Origin of the sequence: Streptomyces sp. NPDC052109, assembly GCF_040680195.1 — a bacterium.
In the GTDB taxonomy this organism is placed as follows: domain Bacteria; phylum Actinomycetota; class Actinomycetes; order Streptomycetales; family Streptomycetaceae; genus Streptomyces.
The window spans coordinates 168,590-194,486 of sequence record NZ_JBFAWF010000006.1 but is presented as its reverse complement, the minus strand read 5'-3'; the positions used below and the strand labels follow the sequence as shown (position 1 = coordinate 194,486).

Annotated in this window: 19 protein-coding genes and 1 pseudogene; 12 read left to right on the top strand and 8 right to left on the bottom strand. The window is 70.9% G+C overall.

Annotation, left to right across the window (positions count from 1 at the left end):
* Positions 1-117 precede the first annotated feature (117 nt).
* From AB0L59_RS15615 to AB0L59_RS15605, 3 genes are read left to right on the top strand one after another with little or no spacing between them, the layout of a single operon-like run.
* A complete protein-coding gene (locus tag AB0L59_RS15615; RefSeq protein ID WP_365583174.1) occupies positions 118-1,482 on the top strand; it encodes an MFS transporter in 1,365 nt (454 codons plus the stop codon).
* 41 nt (positions 1,483-1,523) lie between these two features.
* Positions 1,524-2,315: a carbon-nitrogen hydrolase family protein gene (locus tag AB0L59_RS15610; RefSeq protein ID WP_365583172.1), complete on the top strand. Its 792-nt coding sequence runs from the start codon at positions 1,524-1,526 to the stop codon at positions 2,313-2,315.
* Positions 2,312-2,665 carry a cupin domain-containing protein gene (locus tag AB0L59_RS15605; protein ID WP_365583169.1) on the top strand — a complete coding sequence of 118 codons (354 nt, stop codon included), beginning with the start codon at positions 2,312-2,314 and terminating at the stop codon, positions 2,663-2,665. Before AB0L59_RS15610 ends, AB0L59_RS15605 begins: the two co-directional genes overlap by 4 nt.
* 403 nt (positions 2,666-3,068) lie before the next feature.
* Here the strand turns inward: AB0L59_RS15605 and AB0L59_RS15600 are convergent, their stop codons facing one another.
* The 3 genes from AB0L59_RS15600 to AB0L59_RS15590 all read right to left on the bottom strand — a co-directional run bounded on the left by AB0L59_RS15600 (position 3,069) and on the right by AB0L59_RS15590 (position 5,231).
* Positions 3,069-3,695 carry a GntR family transcriptional regulator gene (locus AB0L59_RS15600; protein ID WP_365583167.1) on the bottom strand — a complete coding sequence of 209 codons (627 nt, stop codon included), beginning with the start codon at positions 3,693-3,695 and terminating at the stop codon, positions 3,069-3,071.
* Entirely contained in the window at positions 3,644-4,387 is a 744-nt protein-coding gene (locus tag AB0L59_RS15595; RefSeq protein ID WP_365583165.1) for an EamA family transporter, read from the bottom strand. The genes AB0L59_RS15600 and AB0L59_RS15595 overlap by 52 nt, the downstream gene beginning before the upstream one ends.
* A gap of 421 nt (positions 4,388-4,808) precedes the next feature.
* Positions 4,809-5,231: a YjbQ family protein gene (locus tag AB0L59_RS15590; protein ID WP_365583161.1), complete on the bottom strand. Its 423-nt coding sequence runs from the start codon at positions 5,229-5,231 to the stop codon at positions 4,809-4,811.
* 1,009 nt (positions 5,232-6,240) lie between these two features.
* Here AB0L59_RS15590 and AB0L59_RS15585 point away from each other — a divergent pair.
* The 3 genes from AB0L59_RS15585 to AB0L59_RS15575 all read left to right on the top strand — a co-directional run bounded on the left by AB0L59_RS15585 (position 6,241) and on the right by AB0L59_RS15575 (position 10,652).
* The gene (locus AB0L59_RS15585) at positions 6,241-8,571 is read left to right on the top strand and encodes a molybdopterin cofactor-binding domain-containing protein (RefSeq protein ID WP_365583159.1); all 2,331 of its coding nucleotides are present in this window, start codon (positions 6,241-6,243) and stop codon (positions 8,569-8,571) included.
* 8 nt (positions 8,572-8,579) lie between these two features.
* Positions 8,580-9,056 carry a (2Fe-2S)-binding protein gene (locus AB0L59_RS15580; RefSeq protein ID WP_365583157.1) on the top strand — a complete coding sequence of 159 codons (477 nt, stop codon included), beginning with the start codon at positions 8,580-8,582 and terminating at the stop codon, positions 9,054-9,056.
* 516 nt (positions 9,057-9,572) lie between these two features.
* Entirely contained in the window at positions 9,573-10,652 is a 1,080-nt protein-coding gene (locus AB0L59_RS15575; protein ID WP_365583154.1) for an NAD(P)-binding domain-containing protein, read from the top strand.
* Between the two features lie 12 nt (positions 10,653-10,664).
* Here AB0L59_RS15575 and mltG read toward each other — a convergent pair whose 3' ends face one another.
* On the bottom strand, positions 10,665-11,558 hold the full coding sequence (gene mltG / locus AB0L59_RS15570; RefSeq protein WP_365583151.1) for an endolytic transglycosylase MltG: 894 nt from the start codon (positions 11,556-11,558) through the stop codon (positions 10,665-10,667).
* 63 nt (positions 11,559-11,621) lie between these two features.
* Entirely contained in the window at positions 11,622-13,430 is a 1,809-nt protein-coding gene (locus AB0L59_RS15565; protein WP_365583149.1) for an ABC transporter ATP-binding protein, read from the bottom strand.
* Between the two features lie 113 nt (positions 13,431-13,543).
* Here AB0L59_RS15565 and AB0L59_RS15560 point away from each other — a divergent pair, with 113 nt between their 5' ends.
* Positions 13,544-13,993, top strand: a complete 450-nt coding sequence (locus tag AB0L59_RS15560; protein WP_365583146.1) for a MarR family transcriptional regulator — start codon at positions 13,544-13,546, stop codon at positions 13,991-13,993.
* 469 nt (positions 13,994-14,462) lie between these two features.
* Here the strand turns inward: AB0L59_RS15560 and AB0L59_RS15555 are convergent.
* Both AB0L59_RS15555 and AB0L59_RS15550 read right to left on the bottom strand, forming a co-directional pair.
* Positions 14,463-16,073 (bottom strand): annotated as a pseudogene (locus AB0L59_RS15555) (peptide-N4-asparagine amidase).
* A gap of 253 nt (positions 16,074-16,326) precedes the next feature.
* Positions 16,327-17,061 carry a L,D-transpeptidase family protein gene (locus AB0L59_RS15550; RefSeq protein ID WP_365583144.1) on the bottom strand — a complete coding sequence of 245 codons (735 nt, stop codon included), beginning with the start codon at positions 17,059-17,061 and terminating at the stop codon, positions 16,327-16,329.
* Positions 17,062-17,372: 311 nt separating this feature from the next.
* Here AB0L59_RS15550 and AB0L59_RS15545 point away from each other — a divergent pair, with 311 nt between their 5' ends.
* From AB0L59_RS15545 to AB0L59_RS15530, 4 genes are all read left to right on the top strand, one after another.
* Positions 17,373-19,178: an ABC transporter ATP-binding protein gene (locus AB0L59_RS15545; RefSeq protein WP_365583142.1), complete on the top strand. Its 1,806-nt coding sequence runs from the start codon at positions 17,373-17,375 to the stop codon at positions 19,176-19,178.
* A complete protein-coding gene (locus AB0L59_RS15540) occupies positions 19,175-20,956 on the top strand; it encodes an ABC transporter ATP-binding protein (RefSeq protein ID WP_365583140.1) in 1,782 nt (593 codons plus the stop codon). Before AB0L59_RS15545 ends, AB0L59_RS15540 begins: the two co-directional genes overlap by 4 nt.
* 606 nt (positions 20,957-21,562) lie before the next feature.
* Positions 21,563-22,033 (top strand): DUF5709 domain-containing protein, encoded by a 471-nt coding sequence (locus AB0L59_RS15535; RefSeq protein WP_365583137.1) that lies wholly within the window; start codon positions 21,563-21,565, stop codon positions 22,031-22,033.
* A 42-nt stretch (positions 22,034-22,075) separates the two neighbouring features.
* Positions 22,076-22,339: a type B 50S ribosomal protein L31 gene (locus tag AB0L59_RS15530; RefSeq protein ID WP_365583135.1), complete on the top strand. Its 264-nt coding sequence runs from the start codon at positions 22,076-22,078 to the stop codon at positions 22,337-22,339.
* Between the two features lie 53 nt (positions 22,340-22,392).
* Here the strand turns inward: AB0L59_RS15530 and AB0L59_RS15525 are convergent, their stop codons facing one another.
* Positions 22,393-23,187, bottom strand: a complete 795-nt coding sequence (locus tag AB0L59_RS15525) for a metal-dependent hydrolase (protein ID WP_365583132.1) — start codon at positions 23,185-23,187, stop codon at positions 22,393-22,395.
* Positions 23,188-23,332: 145 nt separating this feature from the next.
* Between AB0L59_RS15525 and AB0L59_RS15520 the strand changes: the two genes are divergently transcribed.
* Positions 23,333-25,846, top strand: a complete 2,514-nt coding sequence (locus AB0L59_RS15520) for a DUF3516 domain-containing protein (protein WP_365583130.1) — start codon at positions 23,333-23,335, stop codon at positions 25,844-25,846.
* Positions 25,847-25,897 lie beyond the last annotated feature (51 nt).

Sequence of the window (25,897 nt, the reverse complement as noted above, 5' to 3'; positions counted from 1 at the left end):
GGATGATGGACCACGGGGGATCTCTCCGCGGTCAAGTTCTGGCGCAGGGCTTGCGCATACGACCTGTATACAAGAAGTATGCCGGAAGGTCGATGTCCCCGAGCAAGGATGGGAACCATGCACGACACCTCGCAGGACGACGAGCAGGCGTCCGACAGGCGCGCCGACGTCGGCCGGGCCTTCGTCGCGAGCCTGACCGGCACGGCCCTGGAGTGGTACGACTTCGCCGTCTACTCCGCCGCAGCCGCCCTGGTCTTCGGCAAGCTGTTCTTCCCCTCGGAGGACCCGCTCACCGGCACGCTCCTGGCCTTCTCCACCTACGCGGTCGGCTACGTGTCGCGTCCGCTGGGCGGGATGGTCTTCGGGCGCCTCGGTGATGTGATAGGCCGCAAGAAAGTGCTGATGGCCACGCTGATCATCATCGGTACGGCCACCTTCCTGATCGGCGTCCTGCCCGCGTACTCGACGGCCGGTGTGGCCGCTCCGATCGCTCTGGTCGCGCTGCGCTTCGCCCAGGGCGTCGGTGTCGGCGGTGAGTGGGGCGGCGCCGTCCTGCTGTCCAGTGAGTTCGGGGACCCGCGCCGCCGCGGCTTCTACGCGTCCGCCGCGCAGGTCGGGCCGCCCGCCGGCAACCTGCTGGCCAATGGCGTCCTGGCCGCCCTCGGCGCGTTGCTGACCGACGCGCAGTTCGAGTCGTGGGGCTGGCGCGTCGCCTTTCTGCTCTCCGGGGTGCTCGTCGGGTTCGGGCTGTGGATCCGGGCGAAGCTCGAGGAGACCCCGGTGTTCCAGGCGATGCGGGCCGAGCACTCCCGCCCCGAGGCGCCGGTCCGCGAGGTCCTGACCACCCAGCCGCGAGCCCTGCTGGCCGCGATCCTTTGCCGCGTCGGCCCCGACGTGCTCTACGCCATGTTCACGGTGTTCGTCCTGACCTACGCCACCGAAAAGCTCGGCATGTCGCGCGGCTCTGCCCTCGCGGCCGTCCTCACCGGCTCCGCGCTCCAGGTCTTTCTCATGCCGCTCGCCGGCGCCCTCTCCGACCGGGTCGACCGCCGCCTGCTGTACGGCTGCGCCGCGGTGGCAGCCGGTGTGTGGCCCTTCGTCTTCTTCCCGATGATCCACGGGGGCACCTGGGTGCTGCTCACCACCGGCGTCGTCGTGGGACTCGTGATCCACTGCTGCCTGTACGGCCCACAGGCCGCCTTCATCGCCGAACAGTTCTCGCCCCGGCTGCGCTACACCGGCTCCTCCCTGGCCTACACACTGGCCGGGATCATCGGCGGGGCCGTCGCACCACTGCTCTTCACCAGCCTGCTCAGCGCCTACGACAGCTGGGTTCCGCTGGCCGCGTACATCGGTCTGGCCTCGGCCGTCTCCCTCACCGGGGTCTGCCTGGGACGCGGCCCCGAGGCCGCCGTCGACGAGGACACCCGCCTCGCCCAGCCGAAGGCGCCGGCCACGGCCGACGCGGCCCGGACCCGTTGACCCTGTCCAGATCTCCAATACTTCCGAGGAGGAACCGCGCCATGCGGATCGCTCTGAGCCAGCTCACCACCGGCCCCGACCCCGACAAGAACCTCCGGCTCATCGAGGAATGGACGCAGCGCGCCGCGGACTCCGGAGCCCGCGTCGTCGTCTTCCCGGAGGCGTCGATGGCCTGCTTCGGCACCCCGCTGGCACCGCTCGCCGAGCCGCTGGACGGTCCCTGGGCCGACGAGGTGCGGCGCATCGCCCGGACCACCGGCACGGTCGTCGTGGCCGGCATGTTCACCCCGGCTCCCGAGGGCAGGGTCGCCAACACACTGCTGGCCACCGGCCCCGAGGTCGAGGCGTCCTACGACAAGATCCACCTCTACGACGCGTTCGGGTACCGCGAGTCCGACACCGTCGCCGCAGGCACGGCCCCGAGGGTCATCAACGTTGACGGCGTACGGCTGGGCCTCGCCACCTGCTACGACGTCCGCTTCCCGGAAATGTTCCGGGCCCACGCCGACGCCGGAGCCGTCGCCACGCTACTGGCCGCCTCCTGGGGCGCCGGGCCCGGCAAGCTCCAGCAGTGGGAGCTGCTGGTGAGGGCCCGCGCGCTGGACGCCACTCTATGGATCGCTGCCGTCGACCAGGCCGCCCCCGGCAGCGAACCGGCCTCCGCGCCGACAGGCATCGGGCACAGCCGCGTCGCCGGGCCGGACGGAACGGTCCGGCACGCGCTGGGCGCCGAGCCCGAGCTGCTGGTGGCCGACCTGGACGTCGACGAGGTCGCCGAGGTCCGGCAGAAGACCTCCGTGCTGGCCAACCGGCGACCGGGGGTGTGGCGGTGAGCAAGCCCGAGCTGGAGTTCCACCTCCCCGACGGACCGTGGACCACCCCGGTCGGCGCCGCCCCCGGCGTGGAGGAGCGGGTCCTGGCCCATGACCCCGAGCGCGGATGCCGTACGACGCTGGTCCGCTGGGCGCCAGGCACCGACACGTCAACGCAGGGTGTGGCCCGCCACGACTTCTGGGAGGAGGTCTACCTCTTCGAGGGAGCACTGCACGACCTGACGCTCGGCCAGACCTTCACTGCCGGCATGTACGCGTGCCGCCCGCCCGGGATGCCGCACGGTCCCTGGACCTCGCAGGACGGTGTGACCATGCTGGTGATCACCTATCCCCAGCTCGGCCGGCAGTGACCGAAGCGGTCAAGGGGACAGCGCCGGCCCCGTGAGGCCAGAGGAAGGCCCATGACCCATGTCGGAGCCGCCCCGAAATGGTCCGGCCCGGCGCCACTGAGGTGGTCCTGTGGCAGGGTCGGATCCGCTTCGCACGGGGGCCGGCCGTTCCACCACATGCCGGTCGAGTGGCGAGACCTGCAAGCGTTCCGCGGCCCGCCGCAGGGGCCAGTTGTCGTCGACGACGCAGCGGGCCAGGCGCAGCCGGCCGGTCTCGGTCGGGGGTCCATCGGTGGACCACGAGGTCCTTCCTGCCGTAGGCGCGGACGTCGCATTCCACACCGCGCCAGAAGGCCCTCACCCGTTTCAAGATCCGACAGCCGAGACCCGGATCACCTGTCCACAACCTCGCCGGACAGAACACCTAGCCCGCCAGCAGTACCTTGAGTGTCGACTGCAGATGGTGATCGATGGCAGCACACGCGGCCTCCGCGTCACCGGCGGCGAGGGCGTCCAGGATGGCCTCGTGTTCCTCCAGCACGGCGTCCTGGCGTCCGTGCTGGTTGAAGAGGGCTACCACTCCGGCACGGACCTGGCGGCTTCGCAAGCCGTCGTAGTGCCGGTCCAGGAGGGCGTTGCCGACGGCGGACACCAGTGCCGCGTGGAATTGGTGATCCACGGCGATGAATTCCCGGGCGTCGGCGACTCCGGCGAGTTCGCGCTGCCGTTCGAGCAGGGACCGCAGCTGCGTCACCTGCGCTCCGTTGACAGAGACGAGCCGATGGGCGGCGTACCGCTCGACGATTCCCCGTAGCTCCATCAGCTCGCGGATCTCCCGCCCTGTCAGCGGTGCCACCCGGGCTCCCCGCTTGGGCACGAGCTCGACCAGTTCCTCGGCCGCGAGCTGTAGCAGCGCCTCCCGGATCGGCGTGCGGGAGACACCGATGCGGTCGGCGAGGTCCTGCTCCGAGAGGAAGACCCCCTGCATCTCGGGATCCGTCAGCACTGTGTCCTTGAGATACGCGTACGCCTTCTCCCGACCGGACGCCACGGTAACCCCCAGATCTCGCATACAGTTTGTATACAAAAGCTACCACGCGTACCCGTGGGTACGTTCAAGCAGGCGCTTCCCCGGCCGTGCCGACCCAAAAGGGTCAGGCCGATCAGAGCGCCGACGACCGGTTCCAGGTTGGTGAGCACGCCGACCACGCGGGGAGGGAGGCGGCGCAGGGCTTCCAGGTGGCAGGTGCCGGGCAAGACGCTGGAGAGAACCGCGACGCCTGCGGCGAGGGCCGGCGTTCCCGGTGCAAGGAGGCGGGTACCGGCCTGCACAACGCCGTACGGCAGGCTCAGCAGGGCGCCCCAGGCAACGGCCAGGGCGAGGCCTCGGCTGTCCGGGAAGCGCTCGGCCAGCCGCTTGCCCACCAGGATGTACCCGCCCCGGCAACACCCCGCGACGGCGGCACAGACGGCCCCGCCAGCGTCCAGGGCGGTGCCTGAGTGGCTGAGCAGGACGACACCGGTTGCAGCGAGGCTTGCCCACAACAGGTCGGAGGCGCGCCCTGAGCCGCACAGGGCGATGACGAAGGGGCCGAGGACCTCCAGGGGCGTGGCTGCGCCGGGCGGCAGGCGGTCGACCGCTTCGTAGTAGGCGAGGTGATGCAGCGCGAGGAGGGTGCCCGCGGCGGCGGTGCTGCCACTGCCGCCACCAACTGCGCGCCTCGGCCACCAGATCACCGCCACCGGCAACGCGCCCAACCGGTCGCAAAGACGACGCTTACCTATGCCCGGGGCCGAGCCGGCAGTCCCAGGCCCTTGCCGGCCACCTGCCCGGGCCGGCACCCGCCCTCTCCCCGGGGGGCTCAACCACCTTCACCCCAACCATCGCGGCCCCGACCTGCCACCGTCGTGGGATGAGGCGCAGCATCCGCGCCCGGGAACGACGATCACATGACCAGCCGGGGCCCGGCCGGCGCGGTCTTAGCCGGCATTCATGGCGGCAGCCGCACCACGGATGTCAAGCCAGCCCGGAGCTACGCCGGCCCCGGCGTGAGTGTCCGGCTGCGTGACGACATCGACGCACAGCCGCGGACACGGAGTCCTGGCCGGCCACGGTCGTTGGGCGGGGCCGGACCTCACCGATCCAGTCCACCGAAGCGAATCCCTAGCCGAAGAAGCTCAGCCGTACCTGACGCTCGGGGTTGTCCCTGTTCGTATCGACCAGGCACACCGACTGCCAGGTGCCCAGCTCCAGGCGGCCACCGATGACGGGGAGCGTGGCGTGGGGCGGGACGATGGCCGGCAGGACGTGGTCGCGGCCGTGGCCTGCGCTGCCGTGCCGGTGCTGCCAGCGGTCGTCGGCCGGAAGCAGGGTGTGCAGGGCGGCGAGGAGGTCGTCGTCGCTGCCGGCGCCCGTCTCGATGACGGCGATTCCGGCGGTTGCGTGCGGGACGAAGAGATTGAGCAGGCCGTCGCGGCCGTCCGCGGCCTCCCGCAGGAAGTCCTCGCAGTCGCCGGTGAGGTCGACGACGCGTTCCCGGGAGCCGGTGGAGATGTGCAGCATGCGGGTGGTGAAGGCTTCTGGCATGGCCCCATCCTGACCCATACGCCGGGTTTCACACTTCGTGGCGCGGTCGTTCACCGAGAGGCGGGGTCCACGAACCGGGACACCGTTGCCCCCGGCTCGGCCGTCTGACCAGGCTCCGCCGGGACAGCCGGCAACAGCGGTGCGCAGCCGGCGCTGTCCAAGGGATACGGGGTGCATCGGCGTCTGTTGCGTGAGGCGCCGGCGTCGTCGGTTCCGGCGTCGCGACGCGACGGCTCCTCGACGGTGGCCGGCAGGCGTCGGCAGCCACGCCGGAATAGTCATCGACGGCCGCTCACATGACCGAGGCCGTGTGCGGCGGTTGGACGGTGCCGTCCCGGTCGACGGCGGTGGTGAGCAGCCGGACCCAGATGAAGCGGCCGGCCCGTCGGTAGGCGTCACCGGAGGGCGACCGACCGGATGCCCTGTTCCGCCTTGAGCCGCCCGGCGGCGCTGGGCGCCCCAGCGTCGTGGGCCGCCGTGCGGCGCCGTGAACATCGTGGCCAAGTCATCGCGCACCACGGACCGGAGCTGGTCCCGGCCGCGCGGAGAGCTCTCGGCGTCCCCGTGCTCACCCCCGAGGATCTCACCGATGAACTCCTCCGCGAGCCGGCAGACCTCGGTCAGGGGGCGGCCGACCAGTTCGACGACCCGGTCGCCGGCCCCCGGCTGCGTGGTCGGACGCGCGGTGGAGCCCGGGGCGACTTCGGCGGCGCAGCCTCGCCTTCCCACGGCGCCTGCCTGGGGCCGTAACCCGTGGTGCACGGTGGGATCACCGGCGGCGTGTTCGCACCGAGGCCGCACCCATGGGCGTGTGCACAAGACGTGGCGGATCGAAGGACATCACGTGAGACCTGCGACCGCGTCGTCATCGGGGCGAATGAGGTGCTCCGCAGGTCTTGCCGGTGATCGCGACCAGGGAGATCCTCAAGCGGGTACAGGGACGGGAAGCACCGCAAGGGACCGCGGTCGAAGCGGTCAGTGCGCGCCGCTGGGAGGACAGTTGACGGACATGGAAATCCCCTCTGCGAGACGGGGGCAAGAACCCGCGGCGGTCGGGTTGGGGCGGCGGAGGTTCCTCGGTTATGTGCTGGCCGCCTCGACGCTGACCGTGGCCGCCGAACTCGGTGAGGCGGTGCTCGCGCCGGACGAGGCGGCGGCCGTCGTCCCGTCCGTGCCAGGTCCGGCGGAGATCTACGACCTCAACGACATGCTCACCCATGCGACGCTGCCGACGGCCAACCTGATCACGATCCGGATCGACACCGACGGCACGGCCTCCTTCGCGCTGCCCCGGGCGGAGGTCGGGCAGGGCATCACGACGTCCAGTGCCATGCTGATCGCCGAGGAGCTGGACCTGCCGCTGGACCGGATCCGGGTCACGCTCGCGGACGCGCGGCCGGAGCTGCTGTTCAACCAGCTCACCGGAGGCTCCAACACCACGATCTCGACCTTCACGCCGATCCGCGTCGCCGCCGCCGTGGCCCGTGGCCGGCTGCTGAAGGCGGCCTCCCTGGAACTCGGCGAGGCCCTGGACACCCTGACGGCGAAGGCCGGTGTCATCACCTCCTCGGCCACCGGCCGCAGCCTCACCTATGGTGAACTGGCCGAGAAGGCAGCAGCGGTGACGACTGACCGGGTCTCGGTAGGGCTCAAGGAGACGGCGGAGTTCAAGGTCATCGGCACCGCCCAGGGGCGTGTCGACGCGATCGAAGCGGTGACCGGACGCAAGAAGTACGCCATGGACCTGCACGTCCCCGACGCCCTGCCGACGATGGTGTGCCGACCGCCGACGATCAACGGCACCGTGCGCTCGGTGGAAAACCTCGCCGACGTGCGGGCCATGCCCGGCATCACGGATGTCGTGACCGTCTCCACCGGGGTCGCCGTCCGCGGCCGTACCTTCGGCCAGTGCATCGACGCCGTGCGCGCGCTGAAGGTCTCCTGGGGGCCGGGAAGTGCCGAGGGCGTCTCCGACACCACGATCCGCGACGAGCTGAGAAGGGCCGAACTGCCGCTTCCGGCGTTGGACTTGCTGACCAAGTCGGTCGACGCCCGATTCACCTTCCACTTCGCGAGCAACAGCGCGTTGGAGACCAACTGCGCCATCGCCGACGTACGGGAGGACTCGGCCGAGATCTGGGGGAGCATGAAGTCCCCGATCGTCGCCCAGGAGCAGATCGCGCTGAAGCTGGGGCTGCCCGTCTCGGCGGTGACGGTCCATGTCACCGAGGGCGGCGGCTCCTTCGGGCGGAAGCTCTTCCACGACGCCGCCGCCGAGGCCGCCGAGGTCTCGAAGGCGATGGGTAAGCCGGTCAAGCTGATGTGGCACCGCACCGACGACTTCCGGCAGGGCCGTACCCACCCGATGGCCACCTCGCGGGTGCGCGCCACCTATGCGCTCGGCCAGGTGCTCACGTACGACCAGCGGCACACCTCCGTCGCCACCGACTTCGGCCACGGCGTGGGCGAGATCATCACCTCCGAGGCCGCGCGGCTGCCGGTCGGCGATCTGACCTTCTCCGAGACGATCTTCGCCCTCAGCCAGCAGACGCCGTACAACTTCGGCGTCGTCACCCAGTTGCTCAGCGAGACCGACAAGGGCTTCAACACCGGCTCCATGCGGAACATCTACTCGCCCAACGTGCGCTGTGCGCAGGAGCTGGTCGTGGACGAGCTGGCCTCGCAGATGGGCAAGGACCCGTACCGGTTCCGCCGTGAGTTCGTGAAGGACGAACGGGTGCGGGCCGTCCTCGACAAGGTGGCCGACGTCGGGAACTGGGGCCGGAGCATGCCAGCCGGCACGGCGCAGGGCATCGCGCTGCATCCCGAGTACCACGCCTGCGTCGCCGTTCTCGCCGAGATCGACTGCCGTCCGCAGACGACCGGCCGCAAGGTCCCTGACGCCTACACCGGTCCCCGGGTCACCAAGGTCGTGTGCGCCGTCGACGTGGGCCTGGCGGTCAACCCGCAGGGTCTGCAGGCACAGATGATGGGCGGCGTCATGGACGGCATCGCGATCACCCTCAGCTCCGGCCTCCATCTCGACGACGGGCACTTCCTGGAAGGCAGTTGGGACAACTACTTCTACACCCGGCAATGGAACGCCCCGCCCGAGCTGGAGATCGTCGTCATGCCGACGACCACCGGGCAGCCCGGCGGCGCCGGGGAACTGGCCGTGGCGGCTGCGGCGGCCGCCACGGCGTGCGCCTACGGCCGCGCCACCGGCACCATGCCGACGAGCTTCCCGATCAACCACGCCGGACCGCTCGGCTTCGAGCCGCTGCCCACCACCCCGCCGATCCCCGCGTCCCCGACCGACGGACTCAACCGCGCCTTCTAGGAGTTGCCGTGCCCGAACACACCTTCATCCTCAACGGCGAGCGGGTGACCGTCGACATCGAGGACGATGTCCGGCTGCTGTGGGTGCTCAGAGACGTCCTCGGGGTCACCGGACCGAAGTACGGCTGCGGGCTGGGTGTCTGCCAGGCCTGCACCAGCCACATCAACGGCAAGGCGTTCAATCCCTGTTCGGTGCCGGTCGGCGCGGTCGGACCGGACGACGAGGTCACCACGATCGAGGGCCTGCCCGCCACCGTCGGCAAGGATCTGCACCCCATGCAGGAGGCCTGGCTGGAGCACGACGTGGCGCAGTGCGGCTACTGCCAGCCCGGTCAGATCATGACCGCCGTGGCCAAGGTCCGCCAGGCCCGCGAGGAGGGCCGGGAGATCACCGAGGCCGACCTCGACGAGATCCGCAACGTCTGCCGGTGCGGCACGTACCACCGCATCCGGGAGGCGATCGTGGCCGGCGCGAAGAAGTACTGAGGCGCCGTGCTGGAATTCGCCGCGCAGTTCACCCGGGCTCTGCGCGGCGATCGCCGACCGGCTCACCTGCAACGGCGCCGTCGTCGAGACCGGCGCCCAGCCCTGCCGCTCGCCCACACCAAGGCCCGCCAAGAGCTCAACGCCGTGCGCTGACGACCGTCGAGGGCGAACCGGCAGGCGGGTGACGCACGGGCCCGGAGCCCGAGACGCCCGTACGGCCGGTTCGCGGCCTGCCGCGAAGGACGTGAGGTGAGATCCACGGTGCGGGGCACCCCCGCTCGGCCAGACGCCGCGCCTCTTCGGTCAACGTCGCACCGGCCCCATGGCCGCTCGCTGCCTCGCCGACCACCACATCCTCGATGCGAGCACGGGCGCAGCACGAGGAAGCAGAGGGACACGCGTCTCAGTCCCTTGATCCCGTCACGGGTCATCGCCGACGGGAGAGGGACACGCGGAATGCGGGCCTGCAGCTGAACGGCCGGGAAGATCCGCAACCCGCTCCTGGTTGGTGGAAGCGTGAACGAATTGCGTGAGGTCGAGGTCGTCGTCATCGGCGCTGGTCAGGCGGGGCTGTCCAGCGCCTACCACCTGCGACGCACCGGTTTCGAGCCGGACCGCGACTTCGTGGTCCTCGACCACTCCCCCGCGCCGGGCGGCGCCTGGCAGTTCCGGTGGCCCTCGCTGACGTACGGCAAGGTGCACGGGATGCACGCGCTGCCCGGCATGGAGCTGACGGACGCCGATCCCGCGCGCCCCTCGGCGGATGTGATCGGCGAGTACTTCGACCGGTACGAGCGCACCTTCGGCCTGCGCGTGCGACGCCCCGTCGACGTGCGGACCGTTCGGGACGGGGGCGGCGGGCGGCTGCTCGTGGAGACCTCGGACGGCGACTGGTGGACACGGGCGCTGATCAACGCGACCGGCACCTGGGACCGGCCCTTCTGGCCGCGCTATCCCGGTCAGGAGACCTTCCGGGGGCGGCAGCTGCACACGGCGCAGTACGCCGGTCCCGAGGAGTTCGCCGGGCAGCGGGTCGTGGTCGTCGGAGGCGGGGCCTCGGGCACCCAGCATCTGCTGGAGCTGGCCCCGTACGCGGCAGCGACCACCTGGGTCACCCGGCGGCCTCCGGTGTTCCGCGAGGGCCCGTTCGACCAGGACGCCGGCCGGTCGGCGGTGGCGCTGGTGGAGGAGCGGGTGCGTCAGGGGCTGCCGCCGCGCAGTGTGGTCTCGGTCACCGGGCTGCCCCTCAACGACACGATTCGGCAGGGGCTCGCGAACGGGATCCTGGACCGACAGCCGATGTTCGACCGCATCACCCCGGACGGCGTGGAGTGGGACGACGGACGGCACGTCGCCGCCGATGTGATTCTCTGGGCGACCGGCTTCCGGGCGGCGCTGGACCATCTCCGTCCGCTGCGGCTGCGCGAGCCGGGAGGCGGGATCCGGGTCGAGGGCACCCGGGCGGTGGCCGATCCACGCGTCCACCTCGTCGGCTACGGTCCCTCGGCCAGCACCATCGGCGCCAACCGAGCCGGCCGCGCGGCCGTCCGTGACATCAGGCGGCTGCTGGCCGGGGAACGGCCGGTCGCCGCATGACCTCCCGCCGCCTCAGCGGAGCGAACCCCGCGGGGAGACGGACCCAGCCGGGCTCTGGCTCGGGGTCCGCCCCTGCGCCGCGCCCTCGTGCAGGGCGTTGAAGTCCGCCACATTGCGCATGTGCGTCGCGTAGTCGGAGGTGAAGCGGGTGTCTCCCGGCTTGACCGTGACGAAGTACAGCCAGTCACCCGGCGGCGGGTTGAGCGCGGCACGCATCGCGACCTCGCCGGGGCTGTCGATCGGCGTCGGCGGCAGGCCCATGCGCTGGTAGGAGTTGTAGGGGTTCTCGATACGTGTGTCGCCCTGGCTGGTGTGGAGGCTCGTGCGGTTCAGCGCGTAGTTGAGGGTCGAGTCCATCTGCAGCGGCATCCCGCGGTCCAGCCGGTTGAAGACGACCCGGGCGACCTTGCCCATGTCCTCCTTCGTCGCCGCCTCGGCCTGAACGATGCTGGCGATGGTGACGACCTGGTACCCGTCCACGGCGCTGCGTTGCGCCCCGGCCGCGCGCGGCGCCGCGCCGAACCTGTTGCTGGCGGCCTCGACCATGGAGCGCAGCAGCGACTCGGGGGTCGCTCCCCGCTGAACGGGATACGTCGCCGGGAACAGATAGCCCTCCGGGTTGCCCCTGGCGTCGGCCGGCAGCTTCAGCCCGGCCCTACGGGCGGACTGACGCGTGCTCCCGGGAGGGAGCTTGAGGGCCTTGTCGATCGCGTCGTACACCTGGCTCGCCCGCCAGCCCTCCGGGACGACCAGCGTGGCGGGCGGTGTCTCGTCGAGATCGCTGTTCAGCGTCAGCAGCGGCACCGCCATGGCGGCGCCGGCCACGACGACGCCGGCCACGACGAGGACGAACCTGCCCCGTCGTGTCAGTCGAATCCTGCTCCGTGGCGGATTGCGCGTCTGCATGCGGGAACGGTAATACGCATATCACCTCAAACCCGGCATATGTTCACTTTGTCGGTCGCAGCGTCAGCTCGTCGGTTCCAGCTGCGCGTCCCGGCGCACCAGTGCGGCGTAGCGCCCGTCCGTCTCCAACAGCTCTTCGTGACTGCCGCGCTCGGCGACCCGACCGGACTCGAGGACCACGATCTGGTCGGCGTCACGGATCGTGGACAGGCGGTGCGCGATGGTGATCGTCGTCCGGTCGGCCGACAGGGCGTCGATCGCCTCCTGGACGGCGGCCTCCGTGCGGGTGTCGAGCGCGCTGGTCGCCTCGTCGAGGATGAGGACCGGGGGATCGCGCAGGATCGTGCGGGCAATCGCGAGGCGCTGCTTCTCACCACCGGAGAAGCGGTGGCCGCGCTCGCCGACGACCGTGTCGTAGCCGTCGGGCAGCGCGGCTATGTGGTCGTGAATCTGCGCGGCCTTGGCCGCCGCGTGCAGTTCCTCGTCCGTGGCGTCCGGCTTGGCGAAGCGGAGGTTCTCGGCGACCGAGGCGTGGAAGAGGTACGTCTCCTGTGAGACGACTCCGACTGCGCGGGCGAGGGTGTCGAAGTCGAGGTCCCTGACGTCGACGCCGTCCAGGGTGACGCGTCCGCCGGTGACGTCGTAGAGGCGGGGCACCAGATAGCCGAGTGTGGACTTGCCGGCGCCGGTGGGGCCGACGACGGCGAGGCTGCCGCCCGCGGGCACGGTGACGTCGATGCCGTCGAGAACGGGACGGGTTCTGTCGTCGGTGTCGTAGCGGAACTCGACGCCCTCGAAGCGGACTTCGCCCTTGACCTGGTCGAGGTGGAGGGGGTGCTCGCGCTCGGTGATGTCGACCGGCAGGTCCAGATACTCGAAGATGCGCTGGAAGAGCGCGAGGGAGGTCTGGATCTGGACGCCGGTCGCGAGCAGGCTCACGGCCGGGCGGAACAGTCCCTGCTGGAGCGAGACGAAGGCGACGATGGTGCCGAGCGAGACCTTGGGGCCGCCGAACTGCAGGGCCAGGCCTGCCGTCCAGTAGATGACGGCGGGCATCGCGGCCATGACGATCGTGATCACCGCCATGCGCCAGCGCCCGGCCATGTTCGACCTCACCTCCAGGTCCACCAAGCGCTCGGACTCCTCGGCGAAGGATGCGGTGAGCGAGTCGGAGCGGCCCATGGTGCGACCGAGCAGGATGCCGCTGACCGAGAGCGACTCGGTGACGGTGGCCGCCATCGCGGCCATCTGCTTCTGCCGCTGCGTGGTGATCCTCTTGCGTTCGTTGCCGACGCGGCGGCTGATCCACACGAACGCCGGCAGCAGGAGCAGCGAGACGATCGTCAGCCGCCAGTCGAGAGCGATCATCGCGACGATCGTGGCCACCACGCTGGTGGCGTTGGAGACCAGGGAGGTGGCGGTGGAGGTGACGGTGGCCTGCATACCGCCGATGTCGTTGGCGATACGGGACTGCACCTCGCCGGTACGGGTGCGTGTGAAGAAGGCGAGCGACATGCGCTGCAGACGGCCGTAGACGGCGGTGCGCAGGTCGTGCATGACGCGCTGGCCGACGGTGGTGGAGATCAGCGTCTGGAGCACGCCGAAGACGCTGGAGAGGACCGCGCTGAGGATCATGCCGAGCGCGAGCAGGCTGAGCAGGCCGGTGCGGCCCCTGGGGATCGCGACGTCCAGGGTCTCCTTGAGCAGGAACGGCGTGGCCACCGAGACCAGCGAGGAGGCGCCGACCAGCAGGCCGACGATCGCGAGCCGCCCGCGATAGGGACGGAAGAGCTTCAGGATGCGGCGCACCTGCCGGGGCTGTTCCTTGGCGTCGGCAGGTGGGGTCCAGGACGTTTCACGGTCGGGATGCATGGGCTCCTACGGAGGTGAGGGGCGCCGGCCGGAGGTCGGACGACGATGACGAACGGATCATAGCTCATTGTTACCTATACTCACAATGAACGGCATCCTGATATTGTTCCCGCATGACCACCCCAGATCCCGACGGCCTGCTCGCCGAGCAGTTGCTGCGGCTGACCCGCCGGGTGCACCGCATCCAGAAACGCCATCTGGAACGGCACGACCTGGGCGTCACCCCGGCCCAGTCCCGGCTGCTGCGCACCCTCGCGCACTACACCTCGCCGCCTCGCATGGCAGACCTCGCCGAGCGCCTGGAGGTGGTGCCGCGCGCGGTGACCACGCTGGTCGACGGGCTGGAGGCGAGCGGGAAGGTACTGCGGGTGCCGGATCCGGCGAACCGGCGGGTGACCCGGATCGAGCTGACGGACGAGGGGCGCACGACCCTGCGCGAGCTGCGCGGCGCACGCCGCTCGGCGGCCGAGGAGATCCTGGCCCCGTTGACCGAGAAGGAGCGTCAGGTGCTCGGCCTGCTGCTGGACACCCTGATCGAAGGGGACGGCGACAAGCGCTGCTGACCCGGCGTCCGCAGGACCGGATCGCTCGGCGGGGTAGGGCGGGCAACGAGCCTCGGCGCGCAGCAGGGCGGCCCGGTCGGCGGATCCTGGCCCACGGCAAGGCGGGCCACGCACCGGACCCGGCTCCGCCTCCGAGCCCTGATCAGGCGCACGGAACCGTCGCCTCGCGGCTGGACGGCCGCGGCTGACCCCGGCCGGCTCGCCGACGACGATGCCGAGCACGAGGGCGCGGGCGACCTGCCCGAAGCGGCAGGTACTGCGGTATGCGTGCGACGCGTCGCGGCAGGACCGATACGGACTGCGGCACGGGCACTCGCGGGAACGTCCTGCAGAAACGAGACAGGACGCCTGCGATGCGGAAGGCGGCTTCCCCGGTGATCGCTCTGGAGATGCTGCCGATCCCCGCCGAGACGCCCGTGTCACAGCCGTGTACCTCACTCCGCGGGCGGCGCAGCCCACGTCACCGTGCTCAACAGCGCTCGCGGTCCTCCGTCAGCAGTCCCTGAACCGTGGTCAGCGAACGGTCGTAGCAGCCGTCGGAGCCGTACAGCCGATAGCGCTCGCTCGACGTGCCGACCGCATGCCGCTGGTCACGCGGGACGTTGATCGTGTACGTCGCGTCACCGCTGTAGGTGTCGTCGAGCCGCGACCAGGCGGTGCGCCGGCCGCCGCGCAGTGCCTCCGCCGACGCGCGGTCGCCGAGCGTCAGCACGGTACGCAGCCGGTTGTCGGTGCCGATGGTCGTCGCGCCGTTCATCGTGTACGTCCGGTGCGTGTGCGTGGTCCGCGCGGGTCCGACTCCCCCGACGGTGGTCGTCTGGTCGTCCGTCCAGGTCGCGTCCAGTCCGTCGGTGTTCTCGCCGTCGGTCCAGCGATGGACGGAGGTGTTGGCGAGTGTCCGGGTGACGGTGGTGGTCACGCGGCCGTGCGAGGTGTCGAGGTATCCGGACACGGTGAGCCCGTGCCCTGCCCGGGTGTCCACGCGGTTCTCCGAACCGGGTGTGAAGATGGAGGAGTTGGCGATGTCCGTCGCCTTGTCAGCCGTGAGCGCTCCGGCGACGTGGGCGCTGTGGGCGTCCTGCCAGACCAGGACGTTCACCGGCGCGCTCCAGCCCGACTGACCGGCGGGCACGCCGACGACGGAGACCTCGACGCGGTGCGGACGGCCGTCGTTGAGCAGGCCCGCGAAGGGTGTGAGGTCGTACTCGATCGGCCGGACGTCGAAGGCGCCCGGCGCCGGAAGCACGTACCACAGGAAGGGGTTGGACCAGCCGCCGGTCCAGACGTTCGGGAACGGCGCGGCGATCCCGGCGAGTTGGCCGTCGACCTTGACCTGCACCTCGCGGTAGGGGCCGTGATCGGCCTTGCAGGAGTACGACGCCGGGTCGGCCACGGTCAGATACCAGAACTCCTCGCAGCCGCCGCCCGAGCCGGTCGCGTAGACCTCGGCGACGATCCGCTCGCTGTTGCGCGGGGTGGTGAGGGTCGTGCCCCGGGGCGTGTCGGCGAGGGTGAGGACACGGTCGGGGGTCCGCTCGGCGGGACGGCCCGCGTAGAAGGTCAGCGTGACGTGCACGTCGATGACGCCGGTTTAGGTGTCGTCCACGACGTTGCCGATCAGCATCTCGACATCCCGCGCGCTGCGGAAGGTGTCGCTGTAGCGCGTGACGTCCTTCTCCACGTGCCAGGCGATGCCGTCGGGCGAGGGCTCCGGTGTCGAGGTGCGCAGGATCTCGACCCCACCGACGTGCAGATAGCCGAGGCGGTCGTACTGGCGGCCCTTCACCTTGCCGTCGAGGCGCAGGACGACCTTGCTCCAGCGGTCGCCACAGCCCCGGGGCGGGGTGTACGCGCCCCGGTACGGCGTGAAATCGCGGAACTGGGCGTCGGCGAGGGTGACCTGGCACGACTTGCTGTGCGGTCGCTCGACGGGCGGCGCCGCGGTGATCGGGTCGTGCCAGTCGGTGCCGAACTCGGCCGGCACGTCGGCGGCTTGGGCGATCGCGGCCCCGGTGCCGAAGAGCGCACTCACCAGGAGGGCCGCTCCGACAATCATGGACATGACTATCCGTCTTCTCATGGCCGGTGTTCTACGGCGAGTCGGGGCCGACCCGCAATGACGCCTCGAGGAGAACGACGCGATCGGGCCCGGGGAGCTGCGTTTGCCGGCGGCGGCGGTCGTCCCCGCGCAACTGCGGGCAGCGTCCGCCGGGAGGCAGCCCGGCGCACACCGGCCAGCGACTGCGCCCCGCGCCGACTCAGTGACGGCCACGACCCGTTGGCGGTGCCGTGGCCGGACCTGGCGGCACCGCCGGACGGCGCGCGCCGGCGCGTCAGGCGCTCAGTTCCGCCCTGTCCCCCATCACCGTCACCGGATGCCGGGTCGGGTCGAGCGTGCGCAGCAGGAACTCCATCGCCTCCTCGGGGAGGCTGACACAGGCGCTCGTGCCGTCGCCGTGATCGAGGTGCAGCCAGATGCCGCCCCCCTTGTCGTCACCTTCGGGACGCGTGGGGTCGTGCGGTGGAGTACCCGGCAGACGGTTGTAGTCGATGGCGATGACGTAGTCGAAGACGTGGTCGTACGCCGCGTCGTCGACCGTCGGCGCGTAGGCGTACCTGTTCTGGTCGTACGGCAGCATGCTGCCGGGATCATCGAGCACGCCGCCCGCGTCCGAGAGGCCGAACACGCCGATGGGGCTGCGGTTGTCACCCGAGTGATGGTCCTCGGTCCAGCCGTTCCGGCCGTTGTGGGCGGCCCAGCGCGCCACCGGCCGCCACTCCGGGCCCTCCTTGGTGTACAGCACGGCCGTGGAGTCGGCCGAATCCCGGTCCTCGCCGTAGACCGCCAGGACCTGACCGGAGTCGGCGGGGATCTGCCGGTGCAGGCGGTCGCCGATCCCGGGAAGACGGGCCGGGTCGATTTCGGGGAGGGCCGACACGGCCGGACTGCGTACGGCCGGTCCGCGAGGACCCAGCGCCCCGCCGGCACGAGCCGAACCGGACATGTCGGTGCCGCACGCCGACAGCGACGCCAGGAGAGTTCCAAGAGCCGTCACCGCGACAGTCATTCGCCGCACCCTGGGGATCTTCACATGACCATCGTTGCATCACGTTCCGGTCGATAGTGCGATCTTCTGGACATTCGGGTGACGAGACCGAGCACGCGGTCGACCGGCTGGGCGCCTGACGGGGATGAGGGCCTGCCGGGGCACTCCCGCCGGCGCCGGGCACGGCCGGCCACCGGCCGTAAGCCGGTGGACTTCGCTGCTGCACCAGGAAAACCGCTTGAAATTCACCACTCGGTGACGCGAACCTTTCACGGCCCGTCACCGCCTTTCGCCGTCTCCCCTTCCCTCCTGACACGAGCCACTGGGACGTCATGCAGATTCAAGACCTTCCGTACTCCGATCCGGGCGTCCCGGACGCACGTTCGGGCCCCCGATTCCTGTGGTGGCTCTGGCGGAACCAGCTGGATGGACAGCTGAAGTCCCTCGCCTGGGGCCTTCTGCACTTCGTCTCCGTGTCCGCCCTTCCCTTCTGCGTGGGCCTGGCCGTCCAGGCGGTCGTGGACCACTCCGGCACCCGGCTCGCCCTGACGGGTGGTCTGATGCTGCTGTGCGGCACGGGCATCGCCGTCGGCGACACCTTCCTGCACCGGGCCGCCGTCACCAACTGGATCACGGCCGCCGCCCGCGTCCAGCAACTGCTGGCACGCCAGGCCGCCCAGCTGGGATCCGCCCTGACCCGGCGGGTCGCCGCCGGTGAGGTGGTGGCGGTCTCCACCGGCGACGTCGAGAAGATCGGCTGGTTCGTCGAGGCCGTCTCCCGGTTCACCGCGGCCGCGCTCACGGTCGTCGTGGTCTGCGTCGGCCTCCTCGTCTATCAGCCCGCCCTGGGTGTCGTCGTGGCCGTCGGGCTGCCCGTCGTGGCCCTCGCGGTGCTGCCGCTGCTGCCCCGGGCCACGCGCCGCGCCGATGTGCAGCGCGAGAAGGCGGGCCGGGCCACCGAGCTGGCCTCCGACACGGTCGCCGGACTGCGTGTACTGCGCGGCATCGGCGGCGAGGAGCTGTTCCTGAACCGCTACCGCCGCGCCTCGCAGGAGGTACGGCACGCCGCGGTGCGCAGCGCCCGAATGTGGTCGCTGATCTCCGCCATCCAGGTGCTGCTGCCCGGACTGCTGCTCATCGCCGTCGTATGGCACGGCGTCCACCTGGCCCGCGCGGGCCGGATCACCGTCGGCGAACTCGTCACCGTCTACAGCGCGGTGATGATCCTCAACTACCCGCTGCGGCACTTCGAGGAGATCGCGATGGCGTACTCCTTCTCGCGCCCGTCGGCCAAACGGGCGGCCCGTGTGCTGTCGCTGGAACGGTCCACGGCCACCGAAGGCACCCGGGAGGCCGGGGTGCCGAGCGGTGACCTGTACGACCCCGGCACCGGTCTGCTGGCTCCCGCCGGGCGTCTCACCGCCGTGGTCTGCGGCGACCCCGACGCGGCGGGCAGGCTCGCGGAGCGGCTGGGCGGACATCCCACCGAACCGGGCCGCTCGGTGCTGCTCGGCGGGATCGCCCTGGACGAGCTCCCCCTGGACAGCGCCCGCACCGCGGTACTGGTCCAGGACAAGGACCCGGTGCTGCTGTCCGGCACGCTGCGCGAACTGCTCGACGTACCCGCCTCGGGGACCGTACGGGCCGCGGACGCGCTGGCCGCCGCGCAGTGCGACGACGTGCTGGACGCGCTCGTCCAGGGATCGCTGGACGCCGCCGACCCGATGGACGCCCGCATCACCGAGCGCGGACGGTCCCTGTCCGGCGGCCAGCGCCAGCGGCTCGCGCTGGCCCGGTCGCTGATCACCGACCCCGAGGTGCTGGTGCTGGACGAGCCGACCTCCGCCGTGGACTCGCACACCGAGGCGCGGATCGCGGACGGACTGCGCCGGCTGCGCTCGGGGCGCACGACCGTGGTGTTCACCTCCTCGCCGCTGCTGCTCGACCGCGCGGACCGCGTGTCCCTCGTCCATGAGGGTGAGGTCGTGGCGGTCGGGGTGCACCGCGAACTGATCGACAGCGAGCCGCGGTACCGGGCCGTGGTCACCCGGGAGACGGACGACGAACTGGCCACGGCAGACGCGGGTGCCCTCGTGGGCGCGCGCCAGGAACGGGAAGAGATCGAGGAGAGCGCATGATCGGCGTTGCACCGCCGGCGTACGACCCGGCGGCCCCGACGACCGCCACTACCCTGCCCGTCGGCGCGGCCGCGACCGTGCGCGCCTACGTCACAGAGCTGTTCCGCCGGCACCGCCGGGCGTTCCTGCTGCTCATCGGCGTCAACACGGTGGCCGTGATCGCCTCCATGGTGGGTCCGTACCTGCTCGGCGGCCTCGTCGAGCAGGTGTCCGACCGGTCGCGGGAACTTCATCTGGGCCTTGCCGCCGGGCTGTTCGTGCTCGCGCTGGCCGTGCAGGCCGTGTTCACCCGGCAGGTGCGGCTGCGGGGCGCGATGCTCGGCGAGCGGATGCTGGCCGACCTGCGCGAGGACTTCCTCGTCCGGTCGGTCGGGCTGCCGCCGGGCGTGCTGGAACGGGCCGGAACCGGCGACCTGCTCTCCCGCATCACCACCGACATCGACCGCCTGGCCAACGCGATGCGGGAGGCCGTGCCGCAACTGGCCATCGGTGTCGTGTGGGCCCTGCTGCTGCTCGGCGGGCTCGTCGTGACGGCTCCCCCGCTCGCGGCCGCCGTGCTGCTCGCGGTCCCGGTGCTGGTGGCCGGGTGCCGCTGGTACTTCAAGCGGGCACCGTCCGGCTACCGCTCCGAGGCCGCCGGCTACGCGGCCGTCGCCGCCGCGCTCGCCGAGACGGTGGACGCGGGCCACACCGTCGAGGCGCACCGGCTCGGCGCCCGCCGCGTCACCCTGTCGGAGCGGCGGATCAAGGAGTGGACGGCTTGGGAACGGTACACACTGTGGCTGCGGTCCGTGCTCTTCCCGGTCATCAACGCGGTCCACATCATCGTGCTCGGTTCGGTCCTCATGGTAGGCGGGGTGTTCGTGCTGAGCGGCTGGATCGGGGTGGGGCAGCTGACCACGGGCGCCCTCATCGCCCAGATGCTCGTCGATCCGGTGAACCTGATCCTTCGCTGGTACGACGAGGTACAGGTAGCCCAGGTGTCGCTGGCCCGTCTGGTCGGTGTGCGGGACATCGAGCCGGACGCCGGGGACGCCGCGCTGGCGCCGGACGGGCGGGACGTGCACGCCGACCGGGTGCACTTCGGCTACCGCGAGGGCGTCGACGTGCTGCGCAAGGTGTCCCTGGAGGTCGCCCCCGGGACCCGGCTGGCCCTGGTCGGTCCCTCGGGCGCGGGCAAGTCCACGCTGGGCAGGCTGCTCGCCGGTATCTACGCTCCCCGCGACGGCCGGATCACCCTCGGCGGCGCGGAGCTGTCCCGGATGTCGGCCGAACGCGTCCGCTCGCACGTCGCCCTCGTCAACCAGGAGCACCACGTCTTCGTAGGGTCCCTGCGCGACAACCTCCTGCTGGCGCGCACCGACGCCACGGACGCCGAGCTGTGGGCGGCGCTGGGCGCGGTCGACGCCGACGGCTGGGCGCGGGCACTGGACGACGGCCTCGACAGCGAGGTCGGTTCCGGCGGTCTCGCTCTCACCCCGGCGCAGGCCCAGCAGATCGCGCTGGCCCGGCTGGTGCTCGCCGATCCGCACACGCTGGTCCTGGACGAGGCGACCTCGCTGCTCGACCCGCGCGCCGCCCGCCACCTGGAACGTTCCCTGGCCCGCGTCCTGGACGGCCGCACCGTGGTCGCCATCGCCCACCGCCTGCACACCGCCCATGACGCCGACGTGATCGCCGTCGTGGAGAACGGCCGCATCAGCGAGATGGGCAGCCACGACGAGCTGGTCGCGGCGGACGGCGCGTACGCGGCGCTGTGGCGGTCCTGGCACGGGTGAGGTCCCGGCGAGCCGGCGGGCGACCAGTGCTGCGGCGCAGCGCCCGCCGACGGTGCCGGCCACCGCGGCAGCATCACCGGCACCGGCACCGGCACCGATCAGGAGCCTCGCCGAAGGGAGCCGTGGCCCCGGCTGCCGGCATTCGCCGGGAGCCGGCCCGCCGGGTGTCAGCGTGACGGCTGCCGGCCCGCGGGGCGTCCGGGCCGTGGCGGATCGGGGCGCGGTGACATGCGCGGTGAAGGCTGACGTCGGTGGGGACGGCAGGACACGCCGGCACCGGCGTGTGGTGCGGTCCGCCGACGCTGTCGGCAGCCAGGTCGCGGTGGGCCGGCGTCCAGAAGGGTCCGCTGACGCCGGACGCCGGCAGTGCGCGGCTCGGCGGCGGGCCGTGGGGTCCGCCCGGTGGCGGTTCACGTCTGTCGGCCATGACCGGCGCCCGTGCCGTTGCGCAGTCCCGAGCAGGGGTGGAAGGCTGGAGAACGGCACCGGTGCGGGGAACGCCACGGAAGCACCCGGTTCGCGGCGTGTGACATCCGTACCGCGCGTGTCGGCGGCCCGCCATCCGTTGCGGTGGCACACGGCCGTCCTCACCACCTGGAGGTACTCGTGGACAGCGACGACGGCTGGGGGGACGATGTCTACCAGCCCGATCCCTCGGAGATCCGGGAGGACTCGGGTGTCCTCGACGTCGAGGACACACTGGATTTCGACGGCGTCGAAGACCCGCTCGACCGTGGCTGGTCCCCTCCCGAGCGCCCCTGGGCGGTGGAGCACGCAGGGGTGACGGCTGCCGAACGGCAGACGGGTGAGACGCTCGACCAGCGGCTCGCCGAGGAGCAGCCCGACATGGCCCCGGTCGACGGCGACGGCCTCGGCGACTGCTCCGGAACCGACGGGGAACTCCTGGACAACGAGGTCGGCAACTCCCGCTCCGGCCGGCTGGTGGCTCCGGACGAGGGAGCGCACGAGGACGAGGAGGCCGCCCTCGTCGCCACCGACGTCGGCATCGACGGCGCCGCAGCCTCCGCCGAGGAGGCCGCGGTGCACATCGTCGACGAGGAGTCCCTGTCCGGCTGACCCGCACGACGCCTGCCCGACCGCCCCGCTCGAGGAGCCGCCATGCAGCAGGACAAGCACCCCGACTATCACCCCGTGGTCTTCCGTGACCGTGCCGCCGGCTACGCGTTCCTGACCCGGTCCACCGCGCACAGCGAGCAGACCATCGAGTGGGACGACGGGCAGACCTACCCGGTGATCGACGTGGAGATCTCCTCCGAGAGCCACCCCTTCTACACGGGCAAGGCCCGCACGGTCGACACCGAAGGCCGCATCGCCCGTTTCCAGCGCCGGTACGGCGGGGCGGATGCCGACGAGGCGACCTGAGCCCGAGGGGTGCCCCGGGTCGGGTGCCGGACCGCGCGCAGGCGAGGGCTGCCTCAGATCACGTTGAGAGCCGCCGCGCAGCCCACCCCGCCGAGCAGCATGAACACCGGCATCAGCACCTTCAGCTCCACCCAGCTTCCGGCGCGGAACCGCATCCCCTTCGGCGGCCCCAGGGGATACCAGCGCTTGCGGCCCACGGGGATCGGCCACAGGATCGGGCAGCCGGACACCGTCAGCGCGTCCCCGATGTCGTGCACCAGCGCGCCGAGCACGATCGGCAGCCCGAGCCAGAGATACTCCTGGCCGGGCGCGGTGAACAGCCAGTCGGAGCCATTGCCCGGCTTGTCCAGGACGCCCGCGAGAATCCACGCGGTGGTCGCCGCCAGCAGCCATACCAGGACATCGCTGCTGGAGCCCCGTGCCGCCCGCCACAGCAGGCCTTCGATCGCCAGCACCATGTGCACGAACAGGATCGCCAGCACCGCCCACCGGCCCCCCGCGATCGCCGCCGCCGAGCAGCCGGCCCCGATCAGGACCGCCCACAGCCAGGTGTGCGTCAGCGTGCGGTGACCTCCGGAGCGGCGTGGGTCGCCCTTCATCCTGGTCGCCTTGTAGACGGCGTACGACAGCTTGTCGACGATCTCGCAGATCCAGCGTGAGATAGGCCCGAAGGCTCGCGAGATCGTGGCCGCCTTGTGGTCGAGGTCCGGGGCGAGCGCGGCGCCGGCGCAGATCAGGGCGCCGCAAAGGAGGACCGGCCAGGGCATCGGATGCCCAGCCGCGGCGGCGGCCGCCCCGACGCCGAGCCAGGCCGCGGCCCCCGACAGTGAGTGTGCTGGTCCCATCATGGCCGCTTTCCGCCCCATTCCTCGTGTGCCGCTGTCCAGTTGACCTGGTGCGCTGACGTTCCGTCGGCGCCACAGCGTAGCGGCCGTGATCTTCGTGCCCGCAGCCGATTCCCCTCTCGGGGAGAAGGCCAGGCAAGATGGGGGCGTGACCCTCATCGATCAGCTGCCGCCGACCGCCGACCCCGACGCCCTGTACGAAGCCTTCGAGTCGTGGGCGCAGGAGCGCGGCCTCACCCTCTACCCCCACCAGGAGGAGGCGCTGATCGAGGTGGTCTCCGGGGCGAACGTGATCGTCTCGACGCCCACCGGCTCCGGCAAGAGCATGATCGCCGCGGGCGCCCACTTCGCAGCGCTGGCCCGCGACGAGGTCACCTTCTACACGGCACCGATCAAGGCGCTGGTGTCGGAGAAGTTCTTCGAGCTGTGCAAGCTGTTCGGTACCGAGAACGTCGGCATGCTCACCGGCGACGCCTCCGTGAACGCCGACGCCCCCGTGATCTGCTGCACCGCCGAGGTGCTGGCGTCGATCGCCCTGCGCGACGGCAAGAACGCGGACGTCGGCCAGGTCGTCATGGACGAGTTCCATTTCTACGCCGAGGGCGACCGCGGCTGGGCCTGGCAGATCCCGCTGCTGGAACTCCCTCAGGCGCAGTTCATCTTGATGTCGGCCACTTTGGGGGATATGTCCTTCTTCGAGAAGGACCTCAGCCGCCGCACCGGCCGTCCCACGTCGGTGGTCCGCTCGGCGACCCGCCCGGTGCCCCTCTCCTACGAGTACGAGCTCACCCCGCTGACCGAAACACTCACCGACCTGCTGGAGAGCAAGCAGGCGCCGGTGTACATCGTGCACTTCACGCAGGCGCAGGCCGTGGAGCGGGCGCAGGCGCTGATGAGTATCAACATGTGCTCCCGTGAGGAGAAGGACCAGATCGCCGAGCTGATCGGCAACTTTCGCTTCACCACCAAGTTCGGCCGCAACCTCTCGCGTTACGTGCGCCATGGCATCGGCGTCCACCACGCCGGCATGCTGCCCAAGTACCGGCGCCTGGTGGAGAAGCTCGCCCAGGCCGGTCTCCTGAAGGTCATCTGCGGCACGGACACGCTCGGCGTGGGCGTCAACGTGCCCATTCGCACGGTGCTGTTCACGGCCCTCACCAAGTACGACGGCAGCAGGGTGCGTACCTTGCGGGCTCGGGAGTTCCACCAGATCGCGGGCCGGGCCGGCCGGGCCGGTTTCGACACGGCGGGACTCGTCGTGGCGCAGGCGCCGGAGCATGTCATCGAGAACGAGAAGGCGCTGGCGAAGGCGGGCGACGACCCGAAAAAGCGGCGCAAAGTGGTGCGCAAGAAAGCGCCGGAGGGCTTCGTCGGCTGGACGGAGAACACCTTCCAGAAGCTGATCGAGTCGGAGCCGGAGCCGCTGACCTCGCGTTTCCGGGTGACGCACACAATGCTGCTGTCGGTGATCGCCCGCCCGGGCAACGCCTTCGAGGCCATGCGACACCTCCTGGAGGACAACCACGAGCCGCGCAGGCAGCAGCTCAGGCACATTCGCCGGGCGATCGCGATCTACCGCTCGCTGCTCGACGGCGGCATCGTGGAGAAGCTCGACCAACCCGACGCCGAGGGCCGTATCGTCCGGCTCACGGTCGACCTGCAGCAGGACTTCGCGCTCAACCAGCCCCTGTCCACCTTCGCGCTCGCCGCGTTCGAACTGCTCGACCCCGAGTCGCCGTCCTACGCCCTCGACATGGTGTCCGTGGTCGAGTCCACCCTGGACGATCCGCGGCAGATCCTCGTCGCCCAGCAGAACAAGGCCCGCGGCGAGGCCGTGGCCGCGATGAAGGCGGACGGCGTCGAGTACGAGGAGCGCATGGAGCGCCTCCAGGACGTCACCTATCCGAAGCCGCTGGAAGAACTGCTCTTCCACGCGTACAACACCTACCGCAAGAGTCACCCGTGGGTCGGCGATCATCCGTTGTCGCCGAAGTCCGTCATCCGGGACATGTACGAACGGGCGCTGTCCTTCACCGAGTTGGTGTCGTTCTACGAGCTGGCCCGCACCGAGGGCATCGTGCTGCGCTACCTTGCCAGCGCCTACAAGACCCTCGACCACACCATCCCGGACGACCTGAAGTCCGAGGACCTGCAGGACCTGATCGAGTGGCTCGGCGAGATGGTGCGCCAGGTGGACTCCAGCCTGCTGGACGAGTGGGAGCAGCTCGCGAACCCGGAGGAGATGACCGCCGAGGAGGCCCGGGAGAAGGCCGACGAGGTCAAGCCGGTCACGACGAACGCGCGCGCCTTCCGGGTCCTGGTCCGCAATGCCATGTTCCGCCGCGTGGAACTGGCCGCGCTCGACCAGGTCGAGGAACTCGGCGAGATGGACGCCGAGTCCGGCTGGGACGCCGACGCCTGGGGCGAGGCGATGGACAGGTACTGGGACGAGTACGAGGACCTCGGCACCGGCCCCAACGCCCGCGGCCCCAAGCTGCTGGTCATCAACGAGGAGCCGGAGAACGGCCTCTGGCGGGTCCGCCAGATCTTCGACGATCCGAACGGCGACCACGACTGGGGCATCAGCGCGGAGATCGACCTCTCGGCCTCGGATACCGAGGGCCGTGCGGTCGTCCGCGTCACCGATGTCGGCCAGCTGTGAGCCGCTGCCGAGCCTGTGCGAGTCCTCGCCGACCAGTTGTGAGCCAAGGAG